At 61.5% G+C, this 12,848-nt stretch carries 14 protein-coding genes; 10 read left to right on the forward strand and 4 right to left on the reverse strand.

Translation table 11 applies throughout. The features are described 5' to 3' along the window. Window positions 1–10 precede the first annotated feature (10 nt). Together JQ609_RS20060 and JQ609_RS20065 are read right to left on the reverse strand one after the other, a co-directional pair. On the reverse strand, window positions 11–727 hold the full coding sequence (locus JQ609_RS20060; protein WP_212274675.1) for a hypothetical protein: 717 nt from the start codon (window positions 725–727) through the stop codon (window positions 11–13). Between the two features lie 572 nt (window positions 728–1,299). Beyond that, the gene (locus JQ609_RS20065; RefSeq protein WP_212208663.1) at window positions 1,300–2,025 is read right to left on the reverse strand and encodes a hypothetical protein; all 726 of its coding nucleotides are present in this window, start codon (window positions 2,023–2,025) and stop codon (window positions 1,300–1,302) included. Between the two features lie 129 nt (window positions 2,026–2,154). Here JQ609_RS20065 and JQ609_RS20070 point away from each other — a divergent pair, with 129 nt between their 5' ends. Continuing rightward, the gene (locus JQ609_RS20070; RefSeq protein ID WP_212274676.1) at window positions 2,155–2,760 is read left to right on the forward strand and encodes a tripartite tricarboxylate transporter substrate binding protein; all 606 of its coding nucleotides are present in this window, start codon (window positions 2,155–2,157) and stop codon (window positions 2,758–2,760) included. Window positions 2,761–2,769: 9 nt separating this feature from the next. On the opposite strand, the gene JQ609_RS20075 is transcribed toward JQ609_RS20070, so the two are convergent. Continuing rightward, window positions 2,770–3,036, reverse strand: coding sequence for a PilZ domain-containing protein (locus JQ609_RS20075; protein WP_212208661.1), 267 nt, complete (start codon window positions 3,034–3,036; stop codon window positions 2,770–2,772). A gap of 217 nt (window positions 3,037–3,253) precedes the next feature. On the opposite strand from JQ609_RS20075, the gene JQ609_RS35605 reads away from it, so the two are divergent. Genes JQ609_RS35605 through JQ609_RS20085 form a run of 3 tightly spaced genes read left to right on the forward strand, consistent with a single transcriptional unit; the run spans window position 3,254 to window position 5,061 of the window. Then, complete coding sequence (locus JQ609_RS35605) at window positions 3,254–3,376, forward strand: hypothetical protein (RefSeq protein ID WP_283813710.1); 123 nt, start codon at window positions 3,254–3,256, stop codon at window positions 3,374–3,376. A gap of 59 nt (window positions 3,377–3,435) precedes the next feature. Beyond that, complete coding sequence (locus JQ609_RS20080; protein WP_212274677.1) at window positions 3,436–4,632, forward strand: acyl-CoA dehydrogenase family protein; 1,197 nt, start codon at window positions 3,436–3,438, stop codon at window positions 4,630–4,632. Between the two features lie 27 nt (window positions 4,633–4,659). Further along, complete coding sequence (locus tag JQ609_RS20085) at window positions 4,660–5,061, forward strand: VOC family protein (RefSeq protein WP_212274678.1); 402 nt, start codon at window positions 4,660–4,662, stop codon at window positions 5,059–5,061. Window positions 5,062–5,409: 348 nt separating this feature from the next. On the opposite strand, the gene JQ609_RS20090 is transcribed toward JQ609_RS20085, so the two are convergent. Next, on the reverse strand, window positions 5,410–6,159 hold the full coding sequence (locus tag JQ609_RS20090; protein ID WP_212208794.1) for a Spy/CpxP family protein refolding chaperone: 750 nt from the start codon (window positions 6,157–6,159) through the stop codon (window positions 5,410–5,412). A gap of 465 nt (window positions 6,160–6,624) precedes the next feature. On the opposite strand from JQ609_RS20090, the gene JQ609_RS20095 reads away from it, so the two are divergent. From JQ609_RS20095 to JQ609_RS20120, 6 genes are all read left to right on the forward strand, one after another. Continuing rightward, complete coding sequence (locus tag JQ609_RS20095; RefSeq protein WP_212208658.1) at window positions 6,625–7,965, forward strand: ABC transporter substrate-binding protein; 1,341 nt, start codon at window positions 6,625–6,627, stop codon at window positions 7,963–7,965. Between the two features lie 142 nt (window positions 7,966–8,107). Then, window positions 8,108–9,040, forward strand: a complete 933-nt coding sequence (locus JQ609_RS20100; RefSeq protein ID WP_212208657.1) for a carbohydrate ABC transporter permease — start codon at window positions 8,108–8,110, stop codon at window positions 9,038–9,040. After that, window positions 9,040–9,954 (forward strand): carbohydrate ABC transporter permease, encoded by a 915-nt coding sequence (locus tag JQ609_RS20105; RefSeq protein ID WP_212031516.1) that lies wholly within the window; start codon window positions 9,040–9,042, stop codon window positions 9,952–9,954. Before JQ609_RS20100 ends, JQ609_RS20105 begins: the two co-directional genes overlap by 1 nt. Before the next feature lie 4 nt (window positions 9,955–9,958). Continuing rightward, window positions 9,959–11,059, forward strand: coding sequence for an ABC transporter ATP-binding protein (locus JQ609_RS20110; RefSeq protein ID WP_211996838.1), 1,101 nt, complete (start codon window positions 9,959–9,961; stop codon window positions 11,057–11,059). A gap of 32 nt (window positions 11,060–11,091) precedes the next feature. Continuing rightward, window positions 11,092–12,078 (forward strand): hydroxyacid dehydrogenase, encoded by a 987-nt coding sequence (locus tag JQ609_RS20115; RefSeq protein WP_212208656.1) that lies wholly within the window; start codon window positions 11,092–11,094, stop codon window positions 12,076–12,078. Between the two features lie 249 nt (window positions 12,079–12,327). Beyond that, window positions 12,328–12,840, forward strand: coding sequence for a hypothetical protein (locus JQ609_RS20120; protein WP_212208792.1), 513 nt, complete (start codon window positions 12,328–12,330; stop codon window positions 12,838–12,840). Window positions 12,841–12,848 lie beyond the last annotated feature (8 nt).

The following is a 12,848-nucleotide window of genomic DNA, read 5'->3' on the forward strand; positions in this document are numbered from 1 at the left end:
CGGGACGACATCAGAATTGACCAGGCGGGAGCTTGAAAACGTCGGGGCTCTTGGTGTCGGCCACATAGAACAGCAGCAGGCCGGTCGGGGTCAGGACCCGCTGGTTGTTCTCTTTGGTCTCGAACGTTCCCTGCAGCAGCAGGATCACCGATCGATCCTTGGCATCGCTGCCGCGAAACATCAGGACACCGCCGGCGACGGGCGTGTTGACGGCGATGGTGTCGGGCTTGAAACCTTCGCCCAGGAAGTGGGCGCGCAGAATGTTGGCATTCGAGAACAGCTTCTCCGGCGTCATCGCCGGATCCGTCCCTTTCGACCAGACCGTGCCGACCTGGATGAGCGTCTTCGACTTGTAGCCGAACACGTAAGATACTTCGGCGATCCCGCCGCTCGGCAGCAGGTCCGGAACGGCCAGCAATACGCTGCGGGTCAGCTCGGCCGGATTGTCCTGCGACTTGATCGCATCCGGCTTGACGCCGAAATCCTTGGTGATCGCCGCGCGGACATCCGCCTCGTTCATGCCGAATTTCGAAGAACGGAATCCATCGATCGCTTTGGCGGCCTTTTCATCGACCGCCGCCGCTGCCGGCACCGTCGCCTCGGCCTGGGTTGCTGGCCTTGGCGCCGGCACTGCCTTCTGCTGCTTGGGCGTGCTCTGTGCATACGCCGGGCCGGCTACGACAGATGCGATACCGCAACATGCCAGGAACATCGAAATCTTGCGCATTCAAAAACCTTCCGAAACACCAGACATAAACTTTAGGCAACGCCGCAATTCGGTAACCGGAAATTAGCAATTGGCCTCGCTACCCCGTAACAATACCGCGTTCCCCACACCGAACATAGCGGCGATGGGAGAATGAGCATCGATGGCTAATATCGGCGCGGATGCGTCGCTGGCCCGACACGAGTGCGCGCTGATACGGCATGCTGCGCACTTGCGACAGTCGAGCCAAATGCCATCGGAGAATTTTGGATTGGTGATACAAATCAGCTGCTTATAGCGACAGCATTGTAAGCGGATTGCGATGCCTGGAAACGTTCGGGCCGTTGGCATTCAGGCGGACCTGTCGATCGTTAATGTCGGTGGCGGCGAGAATTCGAACGGTGTCGATTCTCATCCAGCGCACGATCAGATCGCCTCATTTCTCACGCGGCGCACACTCGTGAGGCATCGAAAAATCGGGATTCGCCAACTCAAAAGCCAGCAGACGGCGCCACTCCAGTTGCAGAATGCGAAGAAGCCACGCTTGGCGCGCGGCTTCTTGATTACGATGCGTATGTTGCGCCGATTTTGCGTCAGATCAGCAGGAAGTTGGAATTACTCAGCGTGCCGTTGAGGTTGTTCAGCCCGATCTCCATGTCGGCCGACGTCATTGTGCCGTCGCCGTCGATATCAATCTGCAGGACGTTGGCACCGGGCCCATTATTAAGCAGATGGGCCGATGCCTGACCGCTACCGGCAAAGGCACCGGTGCCGACATACTCGATGTGATCGTCACCAATCGCGATGCCGGAGAAGGTGAACGTATCGCTGCTGGCATCGAAATTGGTAATCTGGTCAGCCGAGCCGCCCACGAGCGAATCCGACACGCTGGTAAAGCGGAAATTGTCCTGCCCCGCGCCGGCCGTAATCCCATCGTAGCCCGCACCCGCTGTAACGGTCGTGCTACCCGATGTGTTGCTGATCGTAAGGTTGTCTTGCAGGGCGCTGCCATTGATCGTTTCAACATCGATCACGGTCAGGTTGAACGAGCCTCCGTTCAAGTTAAGCGTGTCGGTCCCGCCACCAAGATCGACGGAGCCTTGATAGCCATTCAGGGTCAACGTATCGCTTGACGAAGTGCCGTTAACAAAATTGACTCCATGGAGCGCGTCGAACGAGTTGTTGCCGTCAGCGAGATTCAACGTGTTGGTGCCGTCGCCAAGATTGACGGTGACGCCCGACACGTTGTTGAGCAGCTCCAACGTGTCGTTGCTGGGGGTAATGCCACCGGTGAAGTCGCTGCCGTTGACATTCTCCACGTCCGTCACACTGACGGAATTCGAGCCGTTGGCGAGCCAAACCGAGTCGTTTCCTCCGCCGAGATTGATTGCGAGGCCGGTAGCGTTGGTCTGAATGGTCAGCGCGTTGTCCTGACCGCTGCCGTTGAGATGCTCGACACCGACGAGGCCGAATGCCGTATTTCCCGAGTGGATAGTTACAGCGTCGTCGCCCAGACCGAGATCGATGGTCCCGGCAAATACGGTTTTGCCGGCCCCGGCGTCGGTTCGACCCCGCATCTGGGGGGTGAGCTGTTTCGGCTGGCGTTCAGCCTCGACCTGGTGCACGTGCCGTTTACCGGCGCCGCGCCTGCGATCCAGTCAACCGTCGGCGGGCACACGCCGATCGCTTTCACCGCGTTGCCGCCCGCCCTTTCGGCGGTGCAGGCCGGCCAATTGCGCGCGCTCGGCGTCGCCGCCAGCGAGCGCGCGACGCAGTTGCCCGACGTGCCGACCTTTGCCGAACAAGGCATCAAGGACCAGGAGGCCGACACCATCACAGGTGTCCTTGCGCCGGCGGGAACGCCGAAAGAGATCGTCGACCTGCTCTATCGCGAAATTTCCAAGGCGGTCGGGCAGGCAGACGTGAAGGAGCGCCTGACCGCGCTCGGATTCAAGCCGGTCGCGAACCGGCCGGAGGAGTTCGGCGCCCGCATCAAGCTGGAAATGGAAAAATGGGGCAAAGTGATACGTGACGCGAAGCTCAGGATAGAGTGACGCGTCACTTCATTCCGGCGGTTCCTGCGCGACATTCATGAACGTCAGGCCGATCCGGTTCTTCTTGATCCAGGCGACCCGGCACTCATGAACGATCGAAGAATCCTTCGCCATCACGAGACGGAAGTGCTGCGGAACGAATGCCGGGTTCTCGACGTCGATCGCCGCACCCTCGAGCGAAATATTCCTCACCACGCAACGCATCACGGAGCCGCCCGATGAGACATAGGCGGGCTCCTCGATCTCGGTTCGCGGATATTTTCGCTTTTCTTCCATACGTTCCGGCCGTGAATATCGCTCGACCTATCTAACTAGCCACGAAACCTTAAGCAAATGGCGTGTGTGCACCGCAATGCAATCGGCGACGATGGACTTGCGACGTTCCGATTTGTGCGGAGCGGCAGGATGCCTCCATCGCTTCTGCGCAGATGTGCTCCGCGTCTTCATGGGCTTGTCGCTCGCGACAGCCCGGCGATACCCTTTTAGATAGGCGGTGACAGCGTTCGTTTATCTCGGCTGCTGGTTCCTGATGGCCGGCATCGTGTACTATTTCATCGGCTTCGAGACCAGGGCAAGTCGATCGAACAGATCGACAAGGAATTGGCCGATGGGCTGAATATGTCGGCGGCGAGAGTCCGGCGGGCATAGTCTTGAACACAAGGCGTCGATGGAGGCTTGGACAATTTGATCGCGACTGCTGCCGACCTTGCCGGCGACCGGGCGATCATCGCCCGTGCCGAGGCCGTTCGTCCCGATGTGGCGGCGGCCGGAAACGACATTGAGAGTGCGCGACGGCTGCCGCCCGCGTTGCTCGACAGGCTGCACGACGCGCAGCTGTTTCGTCTGTTGCTGCCGCGCTCGACCGACGGGATTGAAACCGACCCCGTCACCTTCTTCCATGTCATTGAAACCATCGCCAAGGCGGATGCGTCCACGGCATGGTGTCTCAGCCAGGCCGGCGGCTGCGCGATGTCGGCCGCCTATCTCGATCTGCCGGTGGCGCGTGCGATCTTCGCCGATCCGCGCGCAGTACTGGCCTGGGGTCCCGGGCCCAAGGTCCGCGCGATCGAATGCGACGGCGGTTACCGGGTCACCGGCGTCTGGGCCTTTGCCTCCGGTGGTCGGCACGCGACCTGGCTCGGCGCGCATTGTCCGATCTTTGCGGCCGACGGCACTCCCCGATTGGAAGCCAACGGTATGCCGCTAGAGCGAACCATGCTGGTGCGAACCGAGGACGTCGAATGGACCGACATCTGGAACACGGTCGGCTTGCGCGGCACCGCCAGCGACCAGTTCGCGCTGAATGACTTCTTCGTTCCAACGGACCATTCCATCACCCGTGAATTCGACCGGGAATGCCGCGAGAGCGGTCCGCTCTATCGCATGGGGGCCGGCACTTGCTACCAGGTCGGCTTTGCCGGCGTTGCCTGCGGCATCGCTCGAAGCACGCTCGACGATTTCGTCGAGGTGGCGCGCAACAAGGTGCCGCGCGGCGCCAAAGGCATCTTGCGCGACAACGCCGTGGTCCAAACCGGCCTCGCCCAGGCCGAGGTCAATCTGCGCGCCGCCCGCGGCTTCGTGCTGCAGTCGATGGCCGAAATCTGGAAGGACCTCGTCGCCGGCGCCAGCATCACCGTCGCGCAGCGCATCACGGTCCGCATGGCCGCCACCAACGCGATCCACAAGGCACGCGAGGCAGTCGACTTCGCCTACAATGCGGCGGGAGCCACCGCGATCTTCGAAGGCCACCCGCTGGAGCGCCGCTTCCGCGACATCCATACCGTAACCCAGCAACTGCAAGGCCAGATCAGACATTTTGAAACCGTCGGTGCCTGGATGATGGGCGTCGATGTCGATCTCACCTTTGTCTAACCCCATTGCGTCCAAGGAGAAGAAACCATGGGACTTGGCCGATTACAGCACTACACCATCGAACCTGCCGATCTCGAGCGCACCAAGGATTTCTACTGCGACGTGCTTGGACTGGAGAACGGCGACCGTCCACCGCTCGGTTTCCCCGGCTACTGGCTTTACTCCGGCGGCAACGCCACCGTGCACCTGATGGGTACGCGCGAGCCACGCGAGGGCATCGTGGTGCGCGGCACCAAAAAGAAATACGAGGACACCGGGCGGCTTGACCACATTGCCTTTGCCGCGACCGACGTCGACGGCGTGCGCAAGCGCCTGCAGGCCAAAGGCGTAAAATTCCGCGAGAGCATCGTGCCGCGAACCGGTGATACGCAAATCTTTCTCTACGATCCCGACGGCGTCGGTGTGGAGCTGAACTTCCCGAAGGCGTAACGGGCCACCGCCGCGAGCAATTTTCGACTATTCGGTCAGCCCCAGCGCTGGCCGAACTTGCTTTAATTCCGGCTTTTTGATTTCGGCTTTGCGTTAGCGGTTCCCGACAAGGTCGCAAGTCAGCCATCAGTCGGGCGCGATCCCGTCAGGGTTTCTTCATCATTGCATGGCGATTGGAACCCGCCGCGCCGCTGCGGCAGGATAGCCGGGTGCCTCGCCTTTCACCTACCCCAGGGCATGCGTGCCCGGGCTATTCGCCCACGGGTAAGCCCCACCATGATGGGGAAGTCGCCCCGGACTCGTTCCGGGGCGGATGACGTTAGGTGCGAATGCGTCAGTCTATCCGCGCTAATCCAGCCCGCGCTCGTGGCTGAGATTGACCATTTCCTGGATGAATATCTTTTTCTGCTTCTCATCCAGGCTTGCAAATAAAGGTTCGGCGGCATCCGCCACATTGCGCTGGTCCACCGCACGGTCGTTGAGAAATTGGGCTTCGTTCCGCATCTGCTCGATGATGTCGTCGGGCGGATCGCGTTTGGCGCGCGCAATACGCAGATTGAGGCGATCGGCGCCATTATGGCCGAGATAGTGCATCGCACTGTTGAAGCCGGACCAATTCTTCTCCTGCTCTGGCGTCAGATTCAATTGCTTCTTGATACGCTCGATATTGGCGTCGCTGTTGGCAACGATCTGTTCGGCCGTGATTTGCGGTGCACCCGTCTGGGTCAGCACCTGCGGCTGCTTCGCCGCCGTCTTTGTCCCCTTGGCCGCCTTGCCCGATTTGGCGGCATCGTCCTGCTTTGCGGTATCGCCCTGTTTGCCACCCTTCGCAGGGGCCGTCTGTTGCTGTTGCTGTTGTGCGCCGCCGGTGAGGACGCCGGTAACACCGGTCACCACCCCGACAACACCACCGATAGCGCCGCCAAGCACGCCGCCGACCGGTCCGGCCGCCTTGTTCCCCTCGCGGGCGCCCTTTTGGACCCCCTCAACCACCTGTGCCTCCACCGTGAGCGACGCGCTAAACAGCATAAGGGCGGCCACCCCAAGGGCTGCGCACAATCTGAACCGCGCGCGCAGCTTCGATGTCGGGCTGGTCATTGTCTGGTCTCCATGGTCGATCGTGAGTTTCCGGCGGGGTGGTGCTGGGCCAAGGACCGCGGCCGAATCCGATTTTATCGTTTTCGCGCCGCGCGAGTCTACCTGCCGCGCCTAGTCATCCCAGTGATGAAAACGCCGGCGTATCCCCATTTTGGACACGTGGTAGGGGAACCTGCGGCGCTATTTCGCATCCTCACCCCTCCGATGAGTTCGATAGGTGCAACGCAATATTCCGCGTCATGAGTCAGGAATGAGCGGTAGATAACGGGCCAACGGTCGTCGCCGCCTTCGATTTGCACGCAACGTTAGTTCTAGGACAGCGCCTACGTGATTTCTCGACAGACGCTGGCAATTCTGCTCTGATCGTCAATAATGAAATATCCGCGGCGTCCGAATGGAGCCGAATAAAAAAGCAAAAACGGGAATTTCCTTCATATCCGATTGGCCCATCCAGGGAGGAACGCCATGACACGGAAGAAGCTTACTCGACGCCAATTCATTGCTGCGACAGCGCTATCATCGGCTGCACTCGTGACAGCGCCCTACGTGCGCGGCGCGCATGCCGCCGGCAAGCTATCGATCGGATTTTGGGACCACTGGGTACCCGGCGCCAACAAGGCTTCTACCGATATTGTCAATGAGTGGGCCGAGAAGGAAAAGGTCGAGGTCACCATCGACTACATCCCGAGCCAGGGTAACAAGAACCTCTTGACGATCGCCGCCGAAGCCCAGGCGAAGTCGGGCCACGACATTCTGGCGATGCCGACCTGGTGGCCGCACGCGCAGGCGGAGTTGCTCGAGCCGATGAATGACGTGGTCGAGGGGCTCATCAAGCAGAACGGCGAAGTCAACGGCACCGTCCAGTACCTCGGTAAGGCCGGCAACAAATGGCTGGGCGTTCCGGCCTGCGTCGGCAGCCAGATCAAGGGACCCTGCTCGCGTATCGATCTGATGAAGCAGCACGCCGGCATCGACGTCCTGGCCATGTACCCGGCGGGTTCGGCGCCGAAAGCCGATGGCTGGACCACGGACACATTCCTGAAGGCGGCGGAGGCCTGTCACAAGGGCGGCGTTCCCTTCGGCATCGGACTTGGCGAGACCAGCGATTCCGTCGATACCGTCGGGGCGTTCTTCCTGGCCTTCGGGGCGGAGGTCGTCGATGCCAAGGGCAACGTCGTCGTCAAGAACGACAACGTGCGCCAGGCGCTCGAATATTACAAAAAGCTGATGGCCTTCCTGCCGTCGGACGCGCCGTCATGGGACGACGGCTCCAACAACAGGTGGCTGGTCTCGGGCAGAGGCGCCCTGATCATGAATCCGCCGAGCGCGTGGGCCGTCGCCAAGCGCGATGCGCCGCAGATCGCGGAGCAATGCTGGACCCACGGCTTCCCGGTCGGTCCGAAGGGCCGCTTCGCGCCGTTCCTGCCCTACTTCTGGAGCGTCTGGAGCTTCTCCAAGAACAAGCCGGCGGCAAAGAGCGTGCTGACGCGCCTGTCGCAGCCGGATGCGGTCGAGAAAATGGTGGCGGCGAGCGGCGGCTACGACCTGCCAGCCTTCGAGAAACTGACGACCCTGAAGACATGGGCCGAGGAAGGACCGCCGAAGGGCACGCTCTACCACTATCCGAATCCGCACAAGCATCAGTTGCTTTCGATCTCGGCGTCGCCCGCGCCGCCCAAGGTCGCCCAGCAGATCTACACCCAGGCAACGCTCACCAAGATGTGCGTGCGCTTCTACCGGGGCGAGCCCATGGAGAAGACGCTGGCCTGGGCGGAAGGCGAACTCGAAGGCTTCATGCGTAGCTGAGGCGATTTCGCCGCCGCGGCCCGTCGGATATCGGGCCGTGGCGGCGTACATCCGCCTGCCGACACGATGGGAGCCGGCGCCGCGCCGGCTTCTCGACGAGGAAACTACCCTGCTCTAATGAAACTCGCGAGGAAGATGCATCATGGCTGATGTCGCGATTGAGCGTAACGCCGCTCCGCGAACGGGGCGCAAGCGCGCCAGTTTACGAACCGCCCTGAAGCGCAAATCGACCGCGGCCTTCCTGATGACGCTGCCGCTGATCCTGCTGATCTTGCTGCTGGTCATCTATCCTGCCTTCTACTCGCTGCATCTGGCCACCCTGAACAAGTCGATGCAGCGCTTCATCGGACTCGGAAACTTCCAGTTCCTGTTCAAGCGGGAAACCTTCTGGCTGGTGGTCGAGCAATCCTGCATTTTTGCGATCACGGCCGTCGTCTTCAAGGCCCTGATCGGTTTCATCGTGGCGCACTTCGTCCACAACATTCCGGCCAAGGGCCAGCGCAAATGGCGCGGCATGCTGCTGGTGCCCTGGGTCATTCCGCCGGCCATGAGCACGCTGGCGTGGCTGTGGCTGTTCGATCCGTCGTACAGCGCCTTCAACTATCTATTGGCCGGCATCGGCATCGACCGGATTCCATGGACCGGCGAGACCGGCTGGGCCCGCTTCTCGGTCATCCTGGTGAATATCTGGTTCGGCGCCCCGTTCTTCATGATCATGTACCTGGCTTCACTGAAGTCGGTGCCCGACCAGCTCTATGAGGCCGCGGCCATCGACGGCGCCAACTGGTGGCAACGCATCTGGTACGTGACACTGCCGATGATGCGCAACATCATCGCGATCACCACGCTGTTTTCGCTGATCGTCACCTTCGCCAACTTCGATATCGTGCGCATCCTGACCGCGGGCGGTCCGCTGGACCGGACCCATATGTTCGCCACCTGGGCATTCCGCATCGGTATCGAGGGCGGCGACATTCCACTCGGCGCCAGCGTCTCGCTGTTCATGGTGCCGATACTCGCAATCGCGGCGGTGTTCATCCTGCGCGACATCAACAAACGCGGGAATGAATCCTGATGACCAGCACCGTCGTGATCGACAAGGCCGCCCCGACCCGCCCCGTCAAACTGCGCAGCATGAGCCGCGACCGCACCTGGGCGCTCCGATGGTCGTACTTCTTCCTCACTTTGTTCGCGGTGTTCGCGCTGGTGCCTCCGCTCTACATGGTGATCACGTCGCTGAAGACCAGCGCCGAAATCTCCGCGGCGACGAACCCGTGGTGGGTTTACCATCCGACCTTGTCGAACTACGTCGAGTTGCTGACATCGAACCAGTTCCTGACCTTCTTCCGCAATTCGGCGCTGGTCTCGATCTTCGTCGTGACCATCACCATGCTGATCAGCGTGCCCGCGGCCTTTGCGCTGGCGCGGATGCGGTTCTGGGGCTCGGCAACGCTCGCGACCGGCGTTTTCCTGACTTACCTCATCCCTGAAACACTGCTGTTTCTCCCCTTGTTCAAGATGTTCGTGGCGTTCGGCGACCTGACCGGGATCCAGCTGATCAACAAATGGTACGTGCTGCTGGTGATCTATCCGACGCTCACGGTGCCGTTCTGCACCTGGATCATGATCGGTTACTTCGCCTCCATCCCCAAGGAGCTCGACGAGGCCGCGATCATCGACGGCGCGTCCTGGTTCCAGACGCTGACGCGGATCTTCATTCCTGTCGCCTTGCCCGGCCTGATCGCGGCGACCATCTTTGCCTTCACGGTTTCCTGGGCGCAGTTTCTCTATCCGCTGGTTTTCACGACATCGACGGATCAACTGGTGCTGCCGGTCGGTATCGTCACGACCTTGATCAAGGGCGACGTGTTCGCATGGGGCCAGATCATGACCGGCGCCCTGCTCGGCGCCGCGCCGCCGCTGATCATCTACGCGTTCCTGATGGACTATTACATTGCCGGCCTGACCGCCGGTGCGACAAAGGGTTGAACTCATGGCTGACGTGACGTTGCGCAAGGTTGTCAAGAAGTACGACGACGTCGAGGCGGTGCGCGGCATCGATCTCGATATCGCCGATCATGAGTTTGTCGTGCTGGTGGGCCCGTCGGGTTGCGGAAAATCGACCACGCTGCGGATGATCGCCGGGCTCGAGGACATCACCGACGGCGATATCATGATCGGAGGCGACGTCGTCAACGACGTGCCGCCAAAGGATCGCGACATCGCCATGGTGTTCCAGAACTACGCGCTCTACCCGCATATGACGGTCGCGGAGAACATGTCGTTCGGGCTGCGGCTGAAACGCTATCCGAAGGCCGAGATCAAGACCCGGATCGACGAAGCCGCGCGCATGCTCGACATCGTCGAACTCGTCGACCGCAAGCCGAAGCAGCTGTCAGGCGGTCAGCGCCAGCGCGTCGCCATGGGCCGCGCCATCGTGCGTAACCCCAAGGTGTTCCTGTTCGACGAGCCGCTGTCCAACCTCGACGCCAAGCTCCGCGTCCAGATGCGGATCGAGATCAAGAAGGTGCATCAGAAGGTCCGCACCACGACGGTTTACGTTACCCACGACCAGGTCGAGGCGATGACGCTCGCCGACCGGGTCGTGGTGATGAACCACGGCCGCATCGAACAGATCGGAACGCCGAACGAACTCTATCACAATCCCGCCACCAAATTCGTCGCGAGCTTCATCGGCTCGCCGGCGATGAACTTCATTCCTTGCCGGCTCGAGGAATCCGGCGGCAAGCTGCACGTCCGGATCACCGACCGTCTCGCCTTCCCGTTGCCGCCGGCACGCGCCGCCAGATATCAAGGCGTGTCGCGCACCGACAAGCTGCTGCTGGGACTGCGGCCCGAGCACATCACGGAGGCCAGCCCGCATCCGGAAACCGGCGTCGAGAACTTCGATGCCACGCTCGACGTAACCGAGCCGATGGGAATGGAGACGCTGATCTACTTCGCGCTCGAGGGCACGCAGGTTTGCGGCCGGGTCAATCCCAACGCCGGCGCACAGGATGGCGCCCCGCTCCGATTGGCAGTGGACCTCAACAATATGCACCTGCTAAACGAGGTGAGCGGCGCCGTCATTTGACGGCGGAGTTAACAGTCACGCAAGGGCAGGAAATGGCGACCAACAAGAAGAAAATCTTCGTCACGGAATCGATGTCACAGCAGGGGCGCGCGTTGCTCGACGCACGCGAGGATATCGAACTCGTTGAATTCCCCAACATGATCTCGCAACCGGATTTCCAGGCCAAGCTCAAGGAGCATGCGCCGGTCCATGGTGTCGCCCTCGGCGGCACCCGCTTCGGCGAAACGGAACTGGAAGCTTCCAGGGACATGTTGGTGGTGACCCGGATCGGGGTCGGTTTTGACGCGGTCGATGTGCCGGCGCTGAGCCGCCGCAAGGTGCCGCTGATGGTCGCCGGCACCGCGAATTCGCCCTCCGTTGCCGAGTGCGCATTGTTCATGATGCTGACATTGGCAAAACGCGCGGTGGAAATGCACTCCATCGTCAGGGACAACAAATGGCCGAGCCGGCTCGGCATGCTGCCCTACGATCTCTATGGCAAGACCGTGCTGATCGTTGGCTTCGGCCGCATCGGCACCCGCACCGCCAAGCGCTGCCAGGCAATGGAAATGAACGTGCTGGTTTTCGATCCCTACAAGCCCGCCGCCGACATCAAGGCCGCCGGCTGCGAGCCAGTCACCGATCTCGACGCGGCGTTGCCGCGCGCCGACTTCGTCAGCCTGCACTGCCCGAAGACCCCGGAGACGGTCGGCATGATCAATGCCGCGCGCTTGAGGCGGTTGAAGCCGACCGCCTATCTGATCAATACCGCGCGCGGCGGCATCATCGACGAACCCGCGCTGCATGACGCGCTGGTGTCCGGCAAACTTGCCGGCGCCGGTCTCGACGTGTTCGAACAGGAGCCGCCGCCAGCCGGCCATTCGCTGTTCGCGCTTCCGAACGTCATCTTCGCACCCCATGTCGCCGGTGTGACAAGGGAAGCCGTCGATCGCATGAGCGAACAGACCGCACGCAATATCCTGAGCGTTCTCGACGGCGATCCGTTGCGTCAGAACGTCATCAACCAGGACGTGCTCTGAGCGATCCGGCATCATCAAACCGGGTGACGGCTGAACGATCGAGCGGCCGCCCGGGAATGTTTTCATACTGGCGAGATCATAAGGAACCCTTATTCCGTATTGCGGGCTAACCGTGCAGATCCGTGCCCGGCATAGCCGGTTTTGCGCCTGAACGGACAAAACTCAGCCTCATTCGGAAGCGAGGAAAAGATACCGGGCGGCAACGGGGACACCGATTCCGCAGACGGAGCTCGATCCGGAGGCCGAATCGTGAGCCAAAACGACCCGACCGACAACGCCCTGGCGGCGATCGCCAGCATTCTCGATCAGCCGCCCGTGATCCCCCGCGAGCGGGAACGGCCTGCCGTTGACGAGGTGGCGGCCACCCCTCCGCCACTCGAAGAATTTCAACCGATCGAAGCAGCACCTTCGCTCGCGGTTCCTCCGCCGCTTGAGACCGCGGCGCCGATCGAGGCGGCCCCCCCACCTGAGGTCTTTCTGCCGTTCGAGGCCGATGGCTATTCCAAGGTCGGGCCCGGACCCATGGCCGCGATCCGTTTCAAATGGACGGTCCGCGAGGACGATGGCGACTATTACGTCGATGAGACCATTGGGGAGAATTCAACGCCCATTGTCAGTGGACCGATGAACAAGGATGCCGCGATCCAGCTGGTCGACGACCGCGAAGCCGCGGCACGTCGCCGGTTCGACCAACTGAAAAGCGAAATGACAGGACGCGCCGCCGTCGCCAATCTGGTGCGCAAAGACAACGGCGAGGCGTAATCGGACGC

The organism is Bradyrhizobium sp. AUGA SZCCT0169 (genome assembly GCF_018130085.1).
Lineage (GTDB): Bacteria > Pseudomonadota > Alphaproteobacteria > Rhizobiales > Xanthobacteraceae > Bradyrhizobium.

Excerpts from the sequence above, each read along its gene's own strand:
- JQ609_RS20085 (WP_212274678.1), top strand. The coding sequence starts at position 4,660 with ATGGGACTTGGCCGATTACAGCACTACACCATCGAACCTGCCGATCTC.
- JQ609_RS20115 (WP_212208656.1), top strand. The coding sequence starts at position 11,092 with ATGGCGACCAACAAGAAGAAAATCTTCGTCACGGAATCGATGTCACAG.
- JQ609_RS20105 (WP_212031516.1), top strand. The coding sequence starts at position 9,040 with ATGACCAGCACCGTCGTGATCGACAAGGCCGCCCCGACCCGCCCCGTC.
- JQ609_RS20075 (WP_212208661.1), bottom strand. The coding sequence starts at position 3,036 with ATGGAAGAAAAGCGAAAATATCCGCGAACCGAGATCGAGGAGCCCGCC.
- JQ609_RS20100 (WP_212208657.1), top strand. The coding sequence starts at position 8,108 with ATGGCTGATGTCGCGATTGAGCGTAACGCCGCTCCGCGAACGGGGCGC.
- JQ609_RS20090 (WP_212208794.1), bottom strand. The coding sequence starts at position 6,159 with ATGACCAGCCCGACATCGAAGCTGCGCGCGCGGTTCAGATTGTGCGCA.
- JQ609_RS20110 (WP_211996838.1), top strand. The coding sequence starts at position 9,959 with ATGGCTGACGTGACGTTGCGCAAGGTTGTCAAGAAGTACGACGACGTC.
- JQ609_RS20060 (WP_212274675.1), bottom strand. The coding sequence starts at position 727 with ATGCGCAAGATTTCGATGTTCCTGGCATGTTGCGGTATCGCATCTGTC.
- JQ609_RS20070 (WP_212274676.1), top strand. The coding sequence starts at position 2,155 with ATGCTCGACACCGACGAGGCCGAATGCCGTATTTCCCGAGTGGATAGT.
- JQ609_RS20095 (WP_212208658.1), top strand. The coding sequence starts at position 6,625 with ATGACACGGAAGAAGCTTACTCGACGCCAATTCATTGCTGCGACAGCG.